The following is a 20,396-nucleotide window of genomic DNA, read 5'->3' on the forward strand; positions in this document are numbered from 1 at the left end:
GATGACCGAGGTGTGGGCGTTCCCGGGGCAGGGGGCGCAGCGGGTCGGCATGGGGGCCGAGGTGTTCGACCGGTTCCCGGACCTCGTCCGGGAGGCCGACGGGATCCTCGGGTACCCGGTTCGCGAGGTGTGCCTGCGGGGCGCCGGGCCCGGTCTGACGGACACCCGCTCGGTGCAGCCCGCGCTGTTCGTGGTCAACGCGCTGAGCGGGCTCGCCCGGCTGGCGGAGGCGCCGGCGCCCGCCTACCTCGCCGGGCACAGCCTGGGGGAGTACAACGCGCTGTTCGCGGCGGGCTGCTTCGACTTCGCCACCGGGGTCCGGCTGGTCAAGCGGCGCGGCGAGCTGATGGGCCGCGCCGACGGGGGCGGCATGCTCGCCGTGCTCGGTGCGGACCCCGACCGGCTCATCGGGCTGCTGGCCGACTCCGGCCTCGACGACATCGACCTGGCCAACCGCAACTCGGCGGTCCAGGTGGTGCTCGCAGGTCCGCAGGAGTCGCTGCGCGCGGCGGCCCGGGCGGTGGCCGCGGCGGGGCTGGGGCGCTGCGTGCCACTGAAGGTCAGCGCGCCGTTCCACTCCCGCTACATGGCCGGTGCCGCGGCCGAGTTCGAGCGGTTCCTGGCGACGGCCGAGCTGCGCGACCCGCGGATCCCGGTGATCGCCAACGCCACCGCCCGCCCCTACCCGGCGGGCGGTGTGCGGAAGCTGCTGGCCCGTCAGGTGGCGGCGCCGGTGCGCTGGTGGGAGAGCATGAGCCTGCTGCTCGGCCGGGGGGTCACCGAGCTGGTCGAGATCGGGCCGGGGCGGGTGCTCACGGACCTCTGGAAGGCCGCCCGTGAGCGGCCGGCGCCCCTGCCGCCGGCCGGGGCCGGGCCGGTGGCGCCCGCTCCGGAGCCGCCCGCTCCGGAGCGCCCCGCGCCCGCGCCCGCGCCCGCTCCCGTCCCCGTCCCCGTCCCCGTCCCCGTCGGGGCGTCCCCCGTCGCCGCGCCGCCGCCGGCGGTGCAGGCCGGGGCGGTGCGGCCCGAGCACCTCGGCTCGGCCGAGTTCCGCGCCGACTACGGACTGCGCCACGCCTATCTGGCGGGCGCGATGTACCGGGGCATCGCCTCCGCCGACCTGGTGGTGCGGATGGCCCGGGCCGGGCTGATGGGTTTCCTCGGCTCAGGTGGTCTCCCGCTCGCGGAGACCGGGGCCGCGATCCGCGGGATCCGCGACCGGCTGGGCCCCGACGGCCGGTTCGGCGTCAACCTGCTGGCCTCGCCCGACGATCCGGCGGCCGAACGGGCCCTCGTCGAGCTGCTCCTCGCCCATGACGTCCGGTACGCCGAGGCCGCCGCCTTCACCGCGGTGACGCCCGCCGTGGTCCGGTTCCGCTTCGCCGGCGCGCACCGCGCGGCCGACGGCACCCCGACCGCGGTGCGGCACGTGCTGGCCAAGGTGTCCCGGCCCGAGGTCGCCACCGCCTTCCTGAGCCCGCCGCCCGCGCCGATCCTCGGCAGACTGGTCGCCGAGGGCGCGCTCACCCCCGCCGAGGCCGAGGCCGCGGCGCTGCTGCCGGTGGCCGGGGACATCTGCGTGGAGGCCGACTCGGGCGGCCACACCGACGCGGGCAGCCCCTACGCGCTGATGCCGGCCATGCTCCGGCTGCGCGACGACGCCGCCGCCCGGCACCGCTACCCCCGGCGGATCCGGGTGGGCGCCGCCGGCGGGCTGGGCGCCCCGGAGTCGGTCGCCGCGGCCTTCGTGCTGGGCGCGGACTTCGTGCTGACCGGCTCGGTCAACCAGTGCTCGGTCGAGGCCGGCACCTCGGACGCGGTCAAGGACCTGCTGGCCACGGTCGACGTGCAGGACACCGCCTACGCGCCGGCCGGTGACATGTTCGAGTTCGGCGCCCGGGTCCAGGTGGTGCGCAAGGGCACCCTGTTCCCGGCCCGGGCCAACAAGCTGTTCCAGGTCTACCGCCGCTTCGACGGCCTCGACGACATCGACGCGCAGACCCGCCGGACGCTGGAGGAACGGTACTTCCGGCGCACCTTCGACGACATCTGGGCCGAGACCCGCGAGCACCTGGCCGGGACCCGGCCCGCGGAGCTGGCCCGGGCCGAGCAGCACCCCAAGGTCCGGATGGCCCGGGTCTTCCGCTGGTACTTCGCCCATTCCACCCGGATCGCCCTCGACGGCACCCCGGGCGAGCAGGTCAACTACCAGATCCACTGCGGACCGGCGCTGGGCGCGTTCAACCGCCTGGTGGCCGGCACCCCGCTGGAGGCGTGGCGTGCCCGGCACGTGGACGCCGTCGCCGAGCTGTTGATGACCGGTGCCGCCGAGCTGCTGGACGGCTCGCTGCGCACCTGGTCCGCTGCCACTCCAGGAGACGTGACGTGAGGCAAGACGAACGGGCCCGGACGCTGCTGCGGATCCTGGCGGAGGTGCTGCCCGGCCGGGAGGTCACCCTCGACCGCCCGCTGCGCGAACTCGGGCTGGAGTCGCTGGCCCTGACCCGGGTCTGGTTCCAGCTGCGGCGCGAGTTCGGGGTGGACGTCCCGGTGTCCGCGCTGGCCCGCTGCACGGACCCGGCCGAGGTGCTGGAGCGGGTCGAGGAGGCGGCGGCCGGGGCGGACGCCGCCGCGCCGCCCGCCGCCGGGCCGGCCGGGGCCGGCCCCGGAACGCCCGCACCCGCGGACACCGCCGCAGGCGGCCCGGCGGACCGGTACGAGCCGTTCCCGCTCACCGACCTCCAGCAGGCCTACCTGGTCGCCAAGGACCCGCGGCTCGGCGACGACCCGATCGGCTGCCACGTCTACCGCGAGTTCACCGTGCCGGGCCTGGACACCGCCGCCCTGGAGGACGCCTGGAACAGGGTCGTCCGCCACCACGACATGCTGCGGGCCGAGATCACCCCGGACGGCCGCCAGCGCGTCCGGGAACGCGTCGAGCCGGTGCGCCTCCCGGTCGGCCCGCTCGCCGGCGCCCCGGAGGTCCGCGCCCGGCTGTCCCACCGCCAGTACCGGCCGGGGGAGTGGCCGATGCACGCCGTCGAGGTCTCCCGGGACGACGACGGGCAGGCGGTCGTCCACCTGAGCATCGACGTGCTGTTCATCGACGGCCACGGACTCGGCGTCGTCCTCGACGACTGGTGGCACTGCTACCGGGACCCGCGGCACGCGCTCCCGGAGCCCCGCACGACCGTCCGGGAGTGCCTGGCGGACCTCGCCCGGCAGCGCCGCGCCCCCGGGTACCGGGCGGACGTCGAGTACTGGACCGAGCGGCTGGCCGGCCTGCCGGACGGCCCCCTGCCGGGCGGCCCCGCCACCGGCGGACCGGCCACCCGGACCGCGCTGACCGGGCGGATCGACCCGGACCAGTGGCAGGTGCTGCGCCGCCTCGCGACCGCCTGGGAGGTGTCGCCCACCGCCCTGGTGCTCACCGTCTTCGCCGAGACCTTCGGCCGGCAGCGGGAGCGCCGGCCGCGTTCGCTGGTGCTCACCACCAACGACCGCTCCCGGCTCCCCGCCGAGGCCGACGACCTGGTCGGCCCGTTCACCTCCAGCCTCGTCCTGCCGCTGCCCGACACCCTGGACCGCACGCTGCCCGAGGCCGCCCGGGAGGTCCACCGGCTGCTCCTGGACGGCCTCGACCACGCCTCCGTGTCCGGCGTCGCCGCCCTGCGCGCGCTGCGCGCCGCGGACCGTTCGGCCCCCGCCCCCGTCCTGCCGGTCGTCTTCACCAGCCTGCTCGGCAGCGGCCGGGCCGGCGCCGACGGCTTCGCGGGCGCCGTCGGACACGCCCTCAGCCAGACCACCGGCGTCGCCCTCGACCACCAGATGTGGGAGCAGGACGGCGCGCTGCGGCTGCGCTGGGACGTGTTCGCGGCGCGCTTCGCCACCGGCGAGGCCGAGGTGCTGTTCGCCGCCTTCGTCAACGCCCTGGCGGGCCTCGGCGACCGGCCGGCCGGTCGGCGCCCGATGAACGAGCTCCAGCAGGCGTACTTCGTGCCGCGCGCCGTCACCGGGCCCGGGGACTGGGACGGCTGCCAGGTCCACCACTCCTTCGAGGTCGACGGTCTCGACACCGGGCGGCTGGAGGCGGCCTGGCTCACGCTGGTCCGGACGTACGACGTGCTGCGCACCGTGGTCACCCGGGAGGGACGGCTGGAGGTCGACCCGCACGTCCCCTCGCAGTGGGCGATCCCGGTGATCGACCTGGCGGTCGCCGAGCGGCCCGCGGACGTCCTCGCGGACCTGGCCCGCCGGATGGCGGGGCGGGCGCTGCCGCTCGGCCGCGGCCCCCAGTCGGAGCTCTGCGTCACCCTGGCCGCCGACGGGGCCGCCACCGTCCACCTCACCACCGACCTCACCGTGCTGGACGGCCGGAGCATCCACTTCCTGGTGCGGGAGCTGTTCCGCCACTACGCCGACCCGGACGCGGAGCCGGTCGCCACCGACGGGTACGAGGCGTACGCCGCCGGGCGCGAGGCCCTGCGCGGCACCCCGGAGTGGACGGCCCGGACCGGTCACTGGCGCGCCCGGGTGGCCGCCCTGCACGCCGGGCCGGCCGTCGCACCGGCGGCCGGCCCGCGGACCCGCCGCCGGCTGGAGGGGCTGCTCACCGGCTGGCGGAGCGTCCGGGAACGGGCCGAGCGGGCCGGGCTCACCCCGGACGACCTGCTGGCCGCCGCCTGCACCGAGGCCCTGGCCCGGCACTACCCCGTGCCGTTCAGCCTCCCCGTGGTCCGCTGGACCGAGGGATCGCGGCCCTACCGGCCCGGCGAGTACACCGCGCTCAGCTGGGTCAGCCGCGAGGACGCCGGCCTCGGCCTCTGGGAGCAGGCGGCCGCGTTCCGCGAGGTCGTCGCCGCGGACGAGGAGGCCGACGGCGTCAGTGGCCTCGGCGAGCTGCGCCGCCGGGTGATGCGGGAGCGGCGGACCGGCGCGTTCGAGCTGCCGGTCGTCTACACCGGGCTGCTGGACCTCTCCGGCCAGCAGCTGCCCGAGGGCGTCCGGCTCGGCCCCTGGCTGACCTGCACGCCCGACGTGGCGCTGGACTGCATCGCCATCGACGAGGGGGACGAGCTGCGCTTCTACTGGGACGCGGACGCCGAGCGCTTCGCACCGGGCTGGCTGGACGGGATGTTCGCGCACTACCGCGAACTGCTCACCGGGTTGGCCGGCTCCGGGGCGGCGGCCGGTCCCGGCTCCGCGTCCGACGCCGCTTCCGGCTCCGCCCGCGTGTCCGGGGCCGGGGCCGTCGTGGGCGACGACCGGCAGGTCCAGCTGCTGTTCCAGGACCGCGCCGCGGAGACCCCCGACGCGGTCGCCGTCCGGTGGGCGGGCGGCACCCTCACCTACGGCGGGCTCAACCGCTGGGCCAACCGGATCGCCTGGGCGCTGCGCGAACAGGGCGTCGGCCCCGGCACACCGGTCGGCATCAGCGTGCGCCGGGGGCCCGCGATGGCCGCCGCCGTCCACGGCGTGCTGAAGGCCGGCGGCTTCTACGTCCCGGTGGAGCCCTCGCTGCCCGGGGCCAGGGCCGCCGCGATCCTGCGGGACGCCCGGGTCGGCCTGCTGCTCACCGACGAGGACCCGACCGGCCCGCCGCCGCCCGGGGACGTCCGGACGCTCGCCGTCACGGCCGCGGGCCGGCCCGAGCACGACCCGGAACCGGTCGGCACGGTCGACGACCTCGCCTACGTGATCTTCACCTCCGGCAGCACCGGCGCCCCCAAGGGCGTCGAGGTCAGCCACCGCCCCCTGCTCAACCTGCTGCGCTGGTGCGCGAGGACCCACGGCTTCGGGCCGCAGGACGTCGGGCTCTGCGTCACCTCACTGGGCTTCGACCTGTCGGTGTTCGACCTCCTCGGCCTGCTCGGCTACGGCGCCTCGCTGTACATCGCGGACGAGGCCGAACAACGTGACCCGCAACTCCTGCTGGACGTGCTGCTCCGCGAGCCGGTCACCTTCTGGAACTCGGCCCCGACCACCCTCGCCCAGCTGGCCCCGCTGTTCCCGACCCGGGCCGGCCGGCCGGGCACCGACACCCTGCGGCTGGTCTACCTCAGCGGCGACTTCACCCCGCTGCCCCTGCCCGACCAGGTCCGCGCCCTGTTCCCGCGGGCCCGGATCGTCAGCCTGGGCGGCGCGACCGAGGCGACCGTCTGGTCGAACTGGTTCGAGGTCGGCACCGTCGACCCGTCCTGGCGGAGCATCCCGTACGGGCGCCCGATCGACAACGCCGTCTACCACATCCTCGACGAGCGGCTGCGCCCCTGTCCGCCCGGCGTCGAGGGCGACCTCTTCATCGGCGGCGACTGCCTGAGCCTCGGCTACCACCGGCGGCCGGAACTGACCGCCGAGCGGTTCGTCGAGGACCCGTTCGCGGACCGGGACGGTGCCCTGATGTACCGCACCGGAGACCGCGCGAGCTTCTTCGAGGACGGCGTGATCTCCTTCCACGGCCGGGCCGACGGCCAGGTCAAGGTCCGCGGCTTCCGGGTCGAGCTCCCCGAGATCGAGCACCGGCTGCGCAGCCACCCGGACGTCCGGGACGTCGTGGTGCTGGCCCGGCCGGACCGGACGGGCGACCGGAAGCTGGTCGCCTACGTCGTGCCGTCCGGGGGCGGCGGGCCGGCCGTGTCCGAGCTGCGCCGGTACGCCGCGCAGACCCTGCCCGACTACATGGTCCCCAACGTGGTGGCCTTCGTGGACGCCTTCCCGGCCACCTCGAACGGCAAGCTGGACCGCGAGGCGCTGCCGTGGCCGGTCGAGCCCGGAAGCCGGCACGAGCTGACGGCAGGCCGGCTCCGGCCGGCGCCGGAGCCGACCGGCGGAGCGGCGGACGACGGGGCCGGGGACGGCGGGGGACCGGGCGGGACGGTGCCCGGGGTGCCGTCGGCCGAGGCGCTGGCGACGGAGATCGCCGAGGTCTTCGCCGAGCTGCTGGACGTGTCCGCGGTGGACGCCGGGGCCGACATCTGGGACCAGGGCGCCACCTCCTTCACCATGGTGCAGGTCTCCGGAGCGCTCCAGCAGCGGTACGGCTGGCAGGTGCCGGTGTCGGCGCTGCTGCTCGACCCGACCGTGGCCGGGATCGCCAGGGCGGTCCTGGCCCAGGCGGCCCCGGCCGGGGCGGGGCCGGAGGCCGCCGTGGCGGAGCGGGCGCCGGAGCCGGTGACGCCCGCGACCGTGCCCGCTGCCGCTGCCGCGACCGCGACCGCGGCTGTGCCCGCTTCCGTGCCCGTGCCCGCGCCGCTGCCGTGCGCCGTCGAGCCGCCCGCCGCCGAACCCCCGGCCGGCGAGGCGCCCGCGCCCGGTGAGGTCGACTTCTTCGATGCCGGCGAGCGGGAGGCCTTCAAGCGCGCCCGCTGGGACCTGCGCCGTCCCGTCCCCGGGGAGCGGGTGCTCCCCCTCGACGACGAGCCGGTGGCCGAGGAGCACTTCGCCTGGCGGGAGAGCCGGCGCGAGTTCGGCACCGGCCCCGTCTCCCGGCAGGCGTTCGGACGGCTGCTCGGCCTGCTCCGGGAGACGGTGACGGGCGGCCGCCGGCGACGGCTCTACCCCTCCGCCGGGGACACCTACGCCGTTCAGGTCTACGTCCACGTCCGCCCGGGCGGGGTCGAGGGCGTGCCCGAGGGCCTGTACTACCACCACCCGGTGGACCACGTGCTGCGGGTGGTCGACCCGGAGCCGCGGCTCGACCGGTCCCGGCACTTCGTCTACAACCGCCCGGTGCACGACCGGGCCGCGTTCGAGCTGTACCTGTTCGGCGCGGACGACGCGATCGCGCCGCTGTACGGCGCCGACAGCGAGCGCTTCCAGTTGCTGGAGGCCGGCTACCTCGGCCAACTGCTGCTGCTGGCGCAGCCGTTCACGGGGATCGGGCTCTGCCCGGTCGGTACCGTGACGCTGGACCCGCTGCGCGAACGGCTCGGGCTCGGCCCGCGCCACCGCTATCTGCACGCGTTCTTCGGCGGCCCGCTCGCCGCTCCGCCGGCGGCCGCGGGCACCGACGGCCCGCGGCCGCTGTTCGTCCCGTCCGTCCCGACCGTCCTGCCCGTCCCGGCCGTTCCGGGGGCTCCGGCAGCGGCCGCCCCGGCCGCCGCCACCGTCCCGGTCGACGCCGCCGGTCCCGGCGGGCCGGCGCCGGAGGTCGTGGTCGTCGGCGCGGCGGGCCGGTTCCCCGGTGCCGACGACCTGGACGCCTACTGGCGCAACCTCAGCGAGGGCCGGCGGTCACTGACCGGGGTGCCGGACGGGCGGGCGGGCCAGTTCCCCGCGGCCGCGCCGCCCGGCGGCTACCTCGCCGACGTCGACGGCTTCGACAGCCTGCTGTTCCGCGTCGCACCGGTCGAGGCGCCCGCCATGGACCCGCAGCTGCGGCTGCTGCTGCACACCGTGCAGGAGTGCCTGGACGACGCGGGGCACACCGCCCGCTCGCTCGCCGGGGCCGGCCGGGTGGGGGTCTTCCTCGGGGCGATGTGGCAGGACTACCAGCACGTCGGTGCCGACCGGGCCCGCGCGGGCGAGCCGGCGGTGATCTCCGCCACCGCCTCCGAGGCCGCCAACCGGATCTCGCACGCCTTCGGCTGGGACGGCCCCAGCCTGGCCGTGGACACCTCCTGCTCGTCCTCGCTGACCGCGCTCCACCTCGCGGCCGAGAGCCTGCGCCGGGGCGAGTGCGCCACCGCGGTGGTCGCCGCCGCCAACCTGCTCACCCACCCGTACCACCTGGAACTGCTCACCGGCCTGGGCCTGCTCGCCGAACGGCTCCCGGCGGGCGCCTTCGACACCGCGGCGGCCGGCTGGTCCCCGGGGGAGGGCGTGGCGGCCGTGCTGCTGCGCACCGCCGCGGCGGCCGAGCGGGACGGCGACACCGCCGTGGCGGTGGTCGAGGCCACCGGCGTCGGGCACAGCGGCGGGGACGGCCGCTTCGCCAGCCCGCAGGCGGGCCGGCTCGCCCGGTCCCTCGCCGCGACCCTGGCCCGGGCCGGGGTGGCACCCGGTGAGGTGGACTACGTCGAGTGCGCGGCGGCGGGCGCCCTGCTGGCGGACGCGGCCGAGATCGAGGCGCTGGGCACCGTGTTCGCGGGCGGATCGGTGACGGTGGGGACGGTCAAGCCGAACGTCGGCCACCTGGAGGCCGCCGCCGGGATGTCCCAGCTGATCAAGGTCCTGCTGCAGTTCCGCCACGGCCAGATCGCGCCGACCGTCCTCACCGACGGGGCCGGGGACTCCTGGCCCGCCGCCCTCCGCCCGGCGGACCGCCTGGCGTTCTGGCCGGCGGCCGGGCCGGGCCGGGTCCTGGTCAACGCCGTGGGCGCCACCGGCTCACTGGCGCACGCCGTGCTGCGGGCCGTTCCGGCCGCGCCGCCGCCCGCTGCCGCCGGAACGTCCGTCCGGCTGGTGCTGCCGCTGTCCGCGCCGACCGGGGAGCAGCTCGCCGAGCTGGCGGGGCGGCTGAACCGGGCGCTGGTGCCCGGCCGGGCGCCGGAGCCGGCGGACGTCGCCTTCACCCTGCAGTCCGGCCGGCCCGCCCTCGCCCGCCGTGCGGTGGTCGAGGCCGTGACCCCGGCGGAGCTCCGCGCCGCCCTGGAGGCGCTGCACCGGGGCGCCGCGCCGGACGTCCCGGCGGACCCGGCCCTGGCGGCCTGGGTGTCCGGCGGGGACCTCGACTGGACGCCCTACCGGCCCGCCGGGGCCCGGCGGGTGCCGCTGCCCGGCCTGCCGTCGCGGCCGGTCCGCCACGTGCTGGAGGCGTTGCCAAAGGACCGGGCCGCCGCCGCCGCGGCGGGCGAGCCGACCGACGAGGACGGGACGACGGAGTACCTGACGGCGGTCTACGCCGAGATCTCCGGCGTCCCCCTGGACCGGCTCGACCCGCACACCCCGCTGGACCACTACGGCATCTCCTCGGCCCAGATCGTGCGGCTGAGCGCGCGGTTGAGCGCGGACCTGGGCGCGGAGGTGCCCAGCACGCTGTTCTTCGCCCACCGCGACCTCGCCGGTGCGGCGGGGGCCCTCGCCGCGCTCCGCCGTGCGTCCGGCGCGGAACGCCGCGCGCCAGACCTGCCCGCGCCAGACCTGCCCGCGCCCGGCCTGCCCGCGGCCGGTCGGCCGGACGTCGACGGTCCCCGGCCCGTCCCGGGTACGGCCACGGATGCCCCGGGGGACGGCCGGATCGCGGTGGTCGGCATCGCCGGCCGCTACCCGCAGGCGCAGGACCTGGACGAGTTCTGGGAGCACCTGCTGGCGGGCCGGGACCTCGTCACCGAGCTCCCGCCGGGCCGCCGGGGCGCCCGGGGCCCGGAGCGGGCCACCGGCGGCTTCCTCGACGACGTCGCCGGTTTCGACCCGCTGTTCTTCGGCATCACCCCGCGCGACGCCGCCGCGATGGACCCCCAGGAACGCCTGTTCCTGCAGACGGTCTGGCACACCCTGGAGGACGCCGGCTGCACCCGGGAACGGCTGCGAGAGCGGCACGGCGGCCGGGTCGGGGTCTTCGTCGGCTCGATGTACAACGAGTACCCGTTCTTCGGGCTGGGCGGTCCGCGGCCGGTCGGCTCGGCCGTCGCGGGGATCGCCAACCGGGTCTCCTACTTCCTGGACCTCAACGGGCCCAGCCTGACCGTGGACACCATGTGCTCCGCCTCGCTGAGCGCCCTCCACCTCGCGGTCGGCGCGCTGCGGCGCGGCGAGTGCGAGGCGGCGCTGGCCGGCGGCGTCAACCTCTCGCTGCACCCGAACAAGTTCGCCACCCTGCGCACGCTCGGCATGGCGTCGTCGGACCACCGCTGCCGCAGCTTCGGCGCGGGCGGCGACGGCTTCGTCCCGGGCGAGGGCGTCGGCGCCGTGCTCCTCAAGCCGCTGGCCCGGGCGCTCGCGGACGGCGACCGGATCCACGCCGTGCTGCTCGGCACCGCCGTCAACCACGACGGGCGGACCAACGGCTACACCGTGCCCAACCCGGTGGCCCAGGGCGAGCTGGTCGGCCGGGCCCTGCGGGACGCCGGCCTGCGGCCGGAGGACATCGGCTACCTGGAGGCGCACGGCACCGGCACCCCGCTCGGCGACCCGATCGAACTCGACGGCCTGGCCAGGGTGTTCACCACCGGAGACCGGCCGCCCGGCCACTGGCCGATCGGCTCGCTGAAGTCCAACACCGGGCACCTGGAGGCGGCGGCCGGCATCGCCGGACTGACCAAGGCGGTGCTCCAGTTCCGCCACGGCACCCTGGTGCCGTCGCTGCACGCGGAGCGGCTCAACCCCAACGTCGACTGGCCGCGGAGCCCCTTCCGGGTCCAGCGCGAGGCCGAGCCGTGGCCGGCGGACCTGCCGCGGCGGGCCGGCGTCAGCGCCTTCGGCGCGGGCGGCAGCAACGCGCACGTGGTGCTGGAGGCCTACCCGAGGGAGGTCCCGCCGCCGGCCGCCGGGGCACCGGCCGACGGGCCGCAGCTGATCGTGCTCTCCGCCCGCACGGAGGAGCGGCTGAGGCTGCTGGCCGGGCGCTGGCGGCGGATCCTGGCCGTCCGCCCCGCGCCGCTGGCCGACCTCGCGTACACCGCGCAGCTCGGCCGGGAGGCGATGCGTGAGCGGCTGGCGGTGGTGGCGGACGATCCGGCCCACCTCGCCGAACTGCTGGACCGCTACCTGGCCGGGGACACCGGCGCGGTGGTCCGCGGCCGGGCCGGTACGACGGCCGGCCCGCTCGCGGCGCCCGGCACCCCGCCGGCCGCCCTCGCCCGGCACTGGGCGGACGGCGGCGCGGTGGACTGGGCGGCGCTGCACCCGGCGCCGCGCCGGATCGCCGACCTGCCGGGCTACCCGTTCGAGGCGGTGCGCTGCTGGGCGGACGACCCCGCCGACGACCCTGCCGACAGTCCCGCGGGCGGCCCCGGGAGCGGGGATCCCGGGGCCGGTGAGCCGGTGCGGCCGCCCCTGCCGTCGCCCGGGCCCCTGCCGGTGGTCCCGGCCGGGGCCGACACGGAGGTGCCGCTGCTCGCCCGCGACTGGTGCGAGGAGCCGTTCCCCGCGCCCGGACCCGCACCCGCCGGCACCGTGCTCTGTCTGCTGGCCGACGACCGGCCCGTCCCGGCCGACGGGTTCGCCCCGGCCGAGCTGGTGACGCTCCGCCAGGGAACCGACTTCCGGGACGCATCCGGCGCCGTCGCGGCCGTCCGCGGCCTGCTCGCCCGGGGACCGGTCGACGGCGTCCTGGACCTGTGCGCGCTCGGCGAGGGCCCGGAGCAGGAGCACGACGCCGGGCCCTGGACGGCCCGGCTGGCGATCCTCCAGGAGGTCCTGGCCGCCCGGCCCGCCGGAGGGGTCCGGATCCTCCAGGTCACCAGCGGCCTGTCCGCCCTGCCCGGGGTCCGGCCGAACCCGGCCGGGTCCCGGCTCGCCGGATTCGTCCGCCCGCTCGGCGCCGAGTACCCGACGGCCCGGGCCACCGTCCTGGACACCGACCGGCCCGACCTGCTGCCCGAACTCCTCGACGTCTGGCGGGACTCCGGGCCGTACGGGGAACTGTGCCTGCGGGCGGGCCGGCGGCACCGGCCGGTGCTGGTCCCGGTCGGAGCCGACCCGGCGCCCTGGCGGCCGGACCCGGACCGGGTGTACCTGGTCACCGGCGGCACCCGGGGGCTCGGCGCGCTGACCGCCCGGCACCTGGTCGGACGGGGCGCCCGCCGGCTGGCCGTGCTCGGGCTGCGGCCGCTGCCGCCCCGGCACTCCTGGGGCGGCGGACTGACCGGCCCCGACGCCGAGGCGGTCGCCAACATCCGCGAGCTGGAACGGCTCGGCGCCCGGGTGATGACCCACACCGGGCCGCTGACCGGCCGCGACGGGCTGGCGGGGTTCCTGGACGCGGTCCGCACCGCGCTCGGCCCGCTCGGCGGCGTGGTGCACTGCGCCGGACGTTCGAGCACCGGCCCCGCACCCCTGATCCGCAAGGACCTCGCGGACGTCCGGGCCGTCCTGGAGCCGAAGGGCGACGGGCTGGACACCCTGCTGGAGCTGACCGCGGCGGACCCGCTGGACTTCGTCCTGCTCTTCTCCTCCGTCAGCGCCGCGCTACCCGCCCTGGCGGCCGGGGTGGCGGACTACGCGGCGGCCAACGCCCGGCTGGACGCCGTCGCCCGCCACCGGCCCGGTACCCGGGCCGTGAACTGGCCGGTCTGGCGCGACACCGGGGGCGGCACCGGCCACCCCGGCGCGGCGGCCCGGGCCGGTCTCGAAGCGCTCCCGGACGCGGCCGGGCTGGCCGTCCTGGACCGGGTGCTCGGCCTGCCGGCCGGGGTGTACCTGCCCTGTCCGGCCGGCGCCGGCGGCTTCGACGCCGCGACCGCGCTGCACGTCGACCGGCCGGGCCCCGCGCCCACCGGGACGGCGAACGGGACCACGGCCGCGGCTCCCGTCGGCACGGTCACCGCGGTCGCCACGGCCGGAGCCGGCGCGCCACCGAGCGCGGAGCCCTGGCTGGTCGGCCTGTTCGCCTCGGCGCTGCGCATCCCCGAGGCGGACCTCGATGTCGAGGCCACCTTCGGGGACCTCGGGGTGGAGTCCGTACTGCTCGCCGAGCTGGTCACCGCGATCGAGACCGCCACCGGGCGGCCGCTCTCCCCGACCGCCCTGTTCGACCACCCGACGATCGGCCGGCTCGACGCCCACCTCAGGGCCGCGGGCGCCACCGGGCGGTCGCCGCTTCCGCTTCCGCTTCCGCTGCCGTCGCCGTCGCCGTCGCCGTCGGCGGAGCCCGCGGCGCCGCAGTCCGCCTCGGCGCCGCAGCCCGCCGTGCCGGCGGAGCACCCCGGTACGCCCGACGGGCGGATCGCGGTGATCGGCCTGGCCTGCCGCTTCCCCGGCGCGCCCGACCAGGACGCCTTCTGGCGCCTGCTGCGCGCCGGCGACTGCGCGGTCACCGAGGTCCCGGCCGGCCGCTGGGACGTCGAACGGCTCTACCGGCCGGAGCGCCTGGCCGGACACAGCATCAGCAAGTGGGGCGGATTCCTCGACGGACTGGAGGACTTCGACCCGGACTTCTTCGGCCTCACCGACGCCGGGGCCCGCGACCTCGACCCCGCGATCCGGCTCGCCCTGGAGGGCGCGGCCGCCTGCCTGCGGGACGCCGGCTACCAGGAGGAGGAGGTGCGCGGCACCGACACAGGCGTCTTCATGGGCGCCCGGATGTCGGGCTACCGCCACCGGATCGGCCTGGACGGAGCCGCCACCGGCCTCGGCGGCGACCAGAACTTCATCGCCGCCCGCCTCAGCCACCAGTACGACCTGCGCGGCCCGGCCCTGGTCGTCGACAGCGCCTGCTCCTCGGCCCTGGTCGCCGTCCAGACCGCGATCCGCAGCCTGCTGGCGGGAGAGTCGGAGCTGGCGCTGGCCGGCGGGGTCGAGGTGCTGCTCGACGAGGAGCCGTACCTGGAGTTCAGCCACGCCCGGGCGCTGTCCCCGCGCGGGCGCTGCGCCGCCTTCGACCGGGACGCCGACGGCTTCGTGCCCGGAGAGGGCTGCGGGATGCTGCTGCTCAAGCCGCTGGCCGCGGCCCTGCGCGACGGCGACCGGGTGCACGCGGTGATCGACGCGGTCGCGGTCGGCAACGACGGCCGCACCATGGGACTGACCACGCCGAACCCGGCCGCCCAGGGGCAGGTGGTCCGCCGGGCCCTGGCCGTGGCCGGGGTGCGGGCCGACCAGGTCGGGCTGCTGGAGGCGCACGGCACCGGCACGCTGATCGGCGACCCGATCGAACTGCGGGCCCTGACCGACGTGTTCCGCGAGCAGACCGACCGCAGCGGCTACTGCGCGATCGGCAGCGTGAAGTCGAACCTCGGTCACCTGCTCAGTGCCGCCGGCATCGCCGGTCTGCTCAAGGCGCTGCTGGCGGTCGAGCACGGGGAGATCCCGCCGACCCTGTTCTGCGACACCCCCAACCCCCGGTTCGACTTCGCGGCCTCCCCGTTCACGCCCGCCACCCGGCGGGAGTGGACCGGCCCGCGGATCGCCGGCGTCAGCGCCTTCGGGCTCGGCGGCACCAACGCGCACGCCGTCGTGTCCGGCGCCCCGGCGTCCCTGCCGCGGCGGTCGCCGCTGCCGCCGCCGGTGTTCCGCCGCCGCCGGCTCTGGCGCGAGCGCGCCGCTGTCCCCGCCCCCGTCCCCGCCCCGGCGACCGGGAACACCGGGATCGCCGCGGCCCCGGAAGCCGTCCCGGCCGCGCCGGCGGCCGTGCCACTGGTCGCCTCCCTGCTCGACCTGGACTTCCACGCGAACGGAAAGGCCCGCGCATGACCTCCCTGGACCTCACGACCGCGCCCGGCCGCCCGCCGGTCGCCCGGCTGACCTGCTCCGTCGAGGAGTTGGCGGAGCACCGGCCGGCCGTCGACCGGGCGGTCGCCGAGCACGGCGCGGTCCTGCTCCGCGGACTCGCGCTCCCGGACGAGGCGGCGGCCGCGGCCGCCGCCTCGGCGGTCACCTCGCGCCTCATGGCGGAGTACGAGCCGTTCGCCCCCAGGACGGAGCTCCGGCCGGGCCTCTACTCGTCCACCGAGTGGCCGCCGGACCAGCCGATGTGCATGCACCACGAACTCAGCTACGCCCGCACGGTGCCCTCCCGGATGGTCTTCGCCTGCCTCACCGCCCCGGCGGAGGGCGGCGCGGTCGCGCTCGCCGACGGCGCGGCGGTCCTGCGCGACCTGCCGGCCGCGCTGGTCGCCCGGTTCGAACGGCACGGCTGGGAGCTGCGGCGCAGCCACAACGGCCCGGTCGGCGTCGACTGGCAGACCGCCTTCGGTACCACCTCCCGGGCGGAGCTGGAGCGTTACTGCGCCGCGAACGGCATCGGTCTGCGCTGGGGGGCGAACGGCGTGCTGCGCACCAGCCGGGTCCGGCCGGCCGTGCTCCGGCACCCGGGGACGGGGGAGCGCGTCTGGTTCAACCAGATCGCCTTCCTCAACGAGTGGACCACGGACCCGGCGGTCCGCGACTACCTGGAGTTCGAGTTCGGGCCGGACGGGCTGCCGTTCAACACCCTGTGCGGGGACGGCGGTTCGCTGGGCCGCGCCGAGGTCGACCTGATCAACGAGGTCTACGAGGCCCACACGGTCCGCGAGCCCTGGTGCTCCGGGGACGTCCTGGTGGTGGACAATCTGCGGACGGCGCACAGCAGGGATCCGTACCAGGGCGAGCGGCGGATCGCCGTCGCCCTGGCGGATCCCTGGACGGTAGGGGCGGACGCGGACGCGGACGCGGGCCCGGGAGCGGACGCGGGCCCGGGCCCGGCGACCGGAGTCAGTCGAAGCTGAGCGAACGGAACAGCGACACCCGCGGGGTGATCCGCGAGCAGGCCCGGACCGTCGCGGCGATCCGCTCGACGTAGTCCGGGTCCGCGGTGTCCAGCAGGACCCCGAGCATGGTGCCGCTGTGCGCCGCCACCACGCCGAGCGCCCCGGTCTCCTCGCACACCCGCAGGACCTCCGGCAGGGTGCGCTTCGGCCAGAGCGCCTGGTTCATCTCGGCGCTGCGGGTGGCGATCGCGCCCACCGCGGCCAGGTCGCGCCGGTCCACCGCGGTGGACAGCCGCGCCAGCAGCCGCGCGTACTCGCGCCGGTCGCCGGCCGTGAACGGCTTGTCCAGACGGTTGAACGCCACGGTGTCCACCGTGCCGCCCTCGTCCAGGCCGACGATCGTCATGGTGGGCAGCGAGCCGAGGACCGCGCGCAGCCGCACCCGGCGGTGGTCGAAGGCGACCACCCCCGGGTAGAGCACGCCGTCGGTCGGTTCGATCCGGCGCAGCAGCTCCTCCAGCCGGGCCGGCGGCAGTTCCAGGCCGACCGCGTTGGCCACCGCGCGGGCGGTGGCCACCAGGTCCGCCGAGGAGCTCGCCATGCCCTTGCCCTCGGGCAGGTTGCTCTCGACGGTGAGCACGCCGGAGGCCGGGGCGCCGGCGGCGGCGAGCACCATCGCGGCCATCCGCCGGGCCTTCCCCTTGTGCCCGGGCCGGACCTCCAGGCCGGGCAGGGCGGTGTCGACCCGGTAGGAGGCCATCGTCCACCGGGCCACCGGCAGGGTGACCAGGAAGTCCTCGTCGGGGGCGGGGAGCCGGCCCTGGAGCAGTTCGCCGAAGGTGCCGAAACAGGTGCTGACGCCGGTGGCGCCCCGGGAGAGGACCGGGGCGCCACCGGGAGTGGGGTACGTGCTCACCGCTGCCGGGCCTCCGGGAGGCGGCCGGCCACCAGGGCGGCGACCTCGGCCGGAAGGGTCCGGGCGAGGTAGTGGCCGCCGTCGGTGAAGGCGTGCAGGCCCACCGAGTCGAAGACGCGCTCCCAGAGCTTGTAGCGCTCCCGCGGCTCCCGGGTGGTCGGGTCGTCGTCCGCCAGCACCACGTCCAGCGGGGTGGTGAGGCGGGGCGCGGCGGACTCCTCCTGGAGCGCCAGCAGGTAGTCGTTGGTGGAGCGGACGTCGTGCCGGTAGGCCCGGCCCACCAGATCGGCCCGCTCGGCCTTGAGCAGGTCGAGTTCGACGTACGCGGCGTCGCCCTGCATCCGGGCGGTGATCTCCCGACCGGACAGCGCCGTCACCTCGGCGGTCTCCCGGCGCAGTTCGGCCGGTTCCTCCAGCAGCAGCGCGCCGATGAACACCCGCTCGGCGGGGCGGCCGGCGGCCTCCAGGAGCCTGGCCAGCTCCACCGCGTGGGCGCCGCCGGCGCAGTGGCCCCACAGCATCAGGGGGCCGTCGGGCAGTTCCGCGAGGACCCGGCGGGCCAGCTCGGGGACGTCGGCGAGGGGTTCGTCGGGGCTGCTGATGTCGTGGCCGGGCAGTTCGACCGCGGCGACCGCGATCCCGGCCGGGGCCAGGGCCCGGGCGAGCAGCTGGAAGTTGACGGCGTTGCCGCCCGCGTAGGGGAAGCAGACCAGGGTGGCCCGCGGCCCGTTCTCCGGGGTGTTGAGCCGCTGCAGCAGCCGCTCGCCGCCGGCCGGCGTCCCGGCACCGGCACCCGCGCCGGCGGCGGAGGCGTCGAGCACGGCCGCGAGGTCGCGCAGGACCGGTCGGGCGACCAGGTCCCGCAGCGAGACCTGCCGTTCGAGCCGGACCATGAGCCGGACGGCGGCGAGCGAGGTGCCGCCGAGCTTGAAGAAGTCGTCGTCGCGGCCGATCCGGCCGACCAGCACGCCCAGCACCTCGGCCCAGGCGGTGGCCAGCCGCCGCTCGGTGCCGGTGGCCGGCGGCAGGTAGGCGGCGGCCTCCTGGCCGAGCTCCTCGGCCCGCGCGGTCAGCAGCTTCTTGTCGGTCTTGCCGTTCTCGGTCAGCGGCAGGGCGTCGAGCCGGTGGAAGTACGAGGGCACCATGTACGGGGGCAGCGTCGCGGCGAGGAAGTCGCGCAGGTCGGCGGGCTGGACGTCGGCCGGGCCGGTGTGGAAGGCGACCAGGTTCTTGGTCGCGTCCTGACTGCCGGCGATGACCACGGCCGCCTCGGCGACCCCGGGCATCTGGAGCAGCCGGTTCTCGATCTCGCCGATCTCGATCCGGAAGCCGCGCACCTTGACCTGCTCGTCGCGGCGCCCGAGGAACTCGATGGTGCCCTCGGGCAGCCAGCGGCCGTAGTCTCCGGTGCGGTAGAGCCGGGTGTCCGGCAGGTACGGGTCGGTGGTGAAGGCCAGCGCGGTGCGCTCGGGGTCGTTGATGTAGCCGCGGCCGACGCACACACCGGAGAAGGCGATCTCGCCGGGGGCGCCGAGCGGGACCACCCGCTGCCGCTCGTTGAGGACGTAGGTGTTGACGTTGCGCAGTGAGCGGCCGACGTTGACGACGGCGAGGTCCCGCTCGGGAACCCGGTCGAGCACCGCGTGCATGGTGTCGTCGGAGACCTCGGTCGCGCCGTACGCGTTGACCAGCCGGATCCCCGGCTGCACCGCGAACCACCGCTTGACCAGGCTGACCTTCAGCGCCTCGCCGGTCACCGAGACCGACCGCAGGTCGCCGAGCGGCCGCGGGTGCTGCTCCAGGCGGGAGAGCATGACGTCGAGGTAGGCCGGCACGATCTGGACGACCTGGACGCCGCCGCCGGCCAGCAGTTCGAGGAAGCGGTCGACGTCGAGCTGGTCGGCGGTGTCGACGATCAGGGTGGAGCCGCCGGCCAGCAGCGGGGCCAGGACCTGCCAGAGCGAGATGTCGAAGCACTGCGAGGCGATCTGGGTGACCACCTCGCCGGCCCGCAGCTCCATGTCGTCGATCTTCGCGTACAGGTGGTTGAGCATGCCCTCGTGCTCGCACATGGCGCCCTTGGGGGCGCCGGTGGAGCCGGAGGTGAAGTAGATGTAGGCGAGCCGGTCGGGGCCGATGCCCAGGCCGGGTGCTCCGGCGGATCCGGTGCGGTAGGCGTCGGCGGCGAGCAGGATCCGGCAGTCGCGCCCGGCGGCCGCCAGCGCGGCGTGCAGCACGGCTTCGCTGCCGGGCTCCGTGACGGCGTGCCGGCAGTCGCTGCGGGTCAGCTGGTCGGCGACCCGGCCGGCCGGGAAGTCGGGGCGGACCGGCAGGTAGACGCCGCCCGCCTTGAGCACGCCCAGGGTGGCGGCGACCCAGTCGAGGTTGCGGTCCATCACGACCGCCACCACGTCCTCGTCGGCGAGGCCCTGGCCGAGCAGCGCGTTCGCGATCCGGTTGGCGCGCTCGTCGAGCTCCCGGTAGGTCCAGACCCGCTCGCCGTGGGTGGCGGCGGTGGCGTCCGGGTGCTCGCGGACCCGCTGTTCGAAGAGCTCGACGAAGGTGCCCTCGGGCAACGGGCGTCTCGGGCCGCAGAGCTCGGTGAACTGCCGGGCCAGCTCCTCCGCGCCGAGCAGGCTCTGTTCGTGGTGGGCGGCGTCGGGGTCGTCCGCCAGCAGCGCGAGCGCGGTCACGTGGTAGCCGGCGACCCGTTCGGCGTGGTCGGCGGTCATCACGTCCCGGCGGTAGGTCAGGGTCGCGGTCAGGTCGGCGTCGTAGTGGATCGCCAGGGCCGCGTCCGGATCGGGCGAGGCGCCGGTCCGCAGGTCGAGCCGGGTCTCCGGGTCGGCCGCCACCGGGTCGGCCAGGGCACGGGCGGCCTCGCCGACCAGCTCGCGCCAGGTGCCGTCGGTGACGGTGGCGGCGTGGGCGCCCGGGCCGTCGTTGGTGAGACGGCCGGCGACGAGGCCGCGCTCACCGGTGAGGGCGGCGAGCACCTTGAGGTGGGCGGCGAAGAGCACCACCCCGAGGTCGACGCCCAGTTCGTCGGCCCGGCGGCCCAGCACGGCGGCCAGCCCGGGGTCGACGGCGGTGCGGTGCCGGCCGGTGCCGGGCTCGGGGGCGGCCCCGGCCGGTGTCCAGCGGGGGAGCGCGGTCGTGGTGGGCTGCTGCGCGTCGGTCATCTGGTCTCCTGATGG

Annotated in this window: 5 protein-coding genes; 3 read left to right on the forward strand and 2 right to left on the reverse strand. The window is 76.8% G+C overall.

Going from position 1 to position 20,396, the window contains the following annotated elements; translation table 11 throughout:
• Window position 1: 1 nt before the first annotated feature.
• Genes fabD through ACFCX4_RS03715 form a run of 3 tightly spaced genes read left to right on the forward strand, consistent with a single transcriptional unit; the run spans window position 2 to window position 16,301 of the window.
• Window positions 2-2,386, forward strand: a complete 2,385-nt coding sequence (gene fabD, locus ACFCX4_RS03705) for an ACP S-malonyltransferase (RefSeq protein ID WP_376138615.1) — start codon at window positions 2-4, stop codon at window positions 2,384-2,386.
• The gene (locus tag ACFCX4_RS03710; protein WP_376138617.1) at window positions 2,383-15,288 is read left to right on the forward strand and encodes an amino acid adenylation domain-containing protein; all 12,906 of its coding nucleotides are present in this window, start codon (window positions 2,383-2,385) and stop codon (window positions 15,286-15,288) included. Before fabD ends, ACFCX4_RS03710 begins: the two co-directional genes overlap by 4 nt.
• Window positions 15,285-16,301 carry a TauD/TfdA family dioxygenase gene (locus tag ACFCX4_RS03715; RefSeq protein WP_376138619.1) on the forward strand — a complete coding sequence of 339 codons (1,017 nt, stop codon included), beginning with the start codon at window positions 15,285-15,287 and terminating at the stop codon, window positions 16,299-16,301. The genes ACFCX4_RS03710 and ACFCX4_RS03715 overlap by 4 nt, the downstream gene beginning before the upstream one ends.
• Here ACFCX4_RS03715 and ACFCX4_RS03720 read toward each other — a convergent pair.
• Window positions 16,288-17,199: a kinase gene (locus ACFCX4_RS03720; RefSeq protein ID WP_376138621.1), complete on the reverse strand. Its 912-nt coding sequence runs from the start codon at window positions 17,197-17,199 to the stop codon at window positions 16,288-16,290. The genes ACFCX4_RS03715 and ACFCX4_RS03720 overlap by 14 nt on opposite strands.
• Window positions 17,196-20,381 carry an amino acid adenylation domain-containing protein gene (locus ACFCX4_RS03725; protein ID WP_376138623.1) on the reverse strand — a complete coding sequence of 1,062 codons (3,186 nt, stop codon included), beginning with the start codon at window positions 20,379-20,381 and terminating at the stop codon, window positions 17,196-17,198. Before ACFCX4_RS03725 ends, ACFCX4_RS03720 begins: the two co-directional genes overlap by 4 nt.
• Window positions 20,382-20,396 lie beyond the last annotated feature (15 nt).

The sequence above is a fragment of the Kitasatospora sp. NPDC056327 genome, from assembly GCF_042261735.1.
Lineage (GTDB): Bacteria > Actinomycetota > Actinomycetes > Streptomycetales > Streptomycetaceae > Kitasatospora.

Bases quoted from the DNA above. Each gene is read 5' to 3' on its own strand.
- fabD (WP_376138615.1), top strand. From the start codon at position 2: ATGACCGAGGTGTGGGCGTTCCCGGGGCAGGGGGCGCAGCGGGTCGGC.
- ACFCX4_RS03715 (WP_376138619.1), top strand. From the start codon at position 15,285: ATGACCTCCCTGGACCTCACGACCGCGCCCGGCCGCCCGCCGGTCGCC.
- ACFCX4_RS03725 (WP_376138623.1), bottom strand. From the start codon at position 20,381: ATGACCGACGCGCAGCAGCCCACCACGACCGCGCTCCCCCGCTGGACA.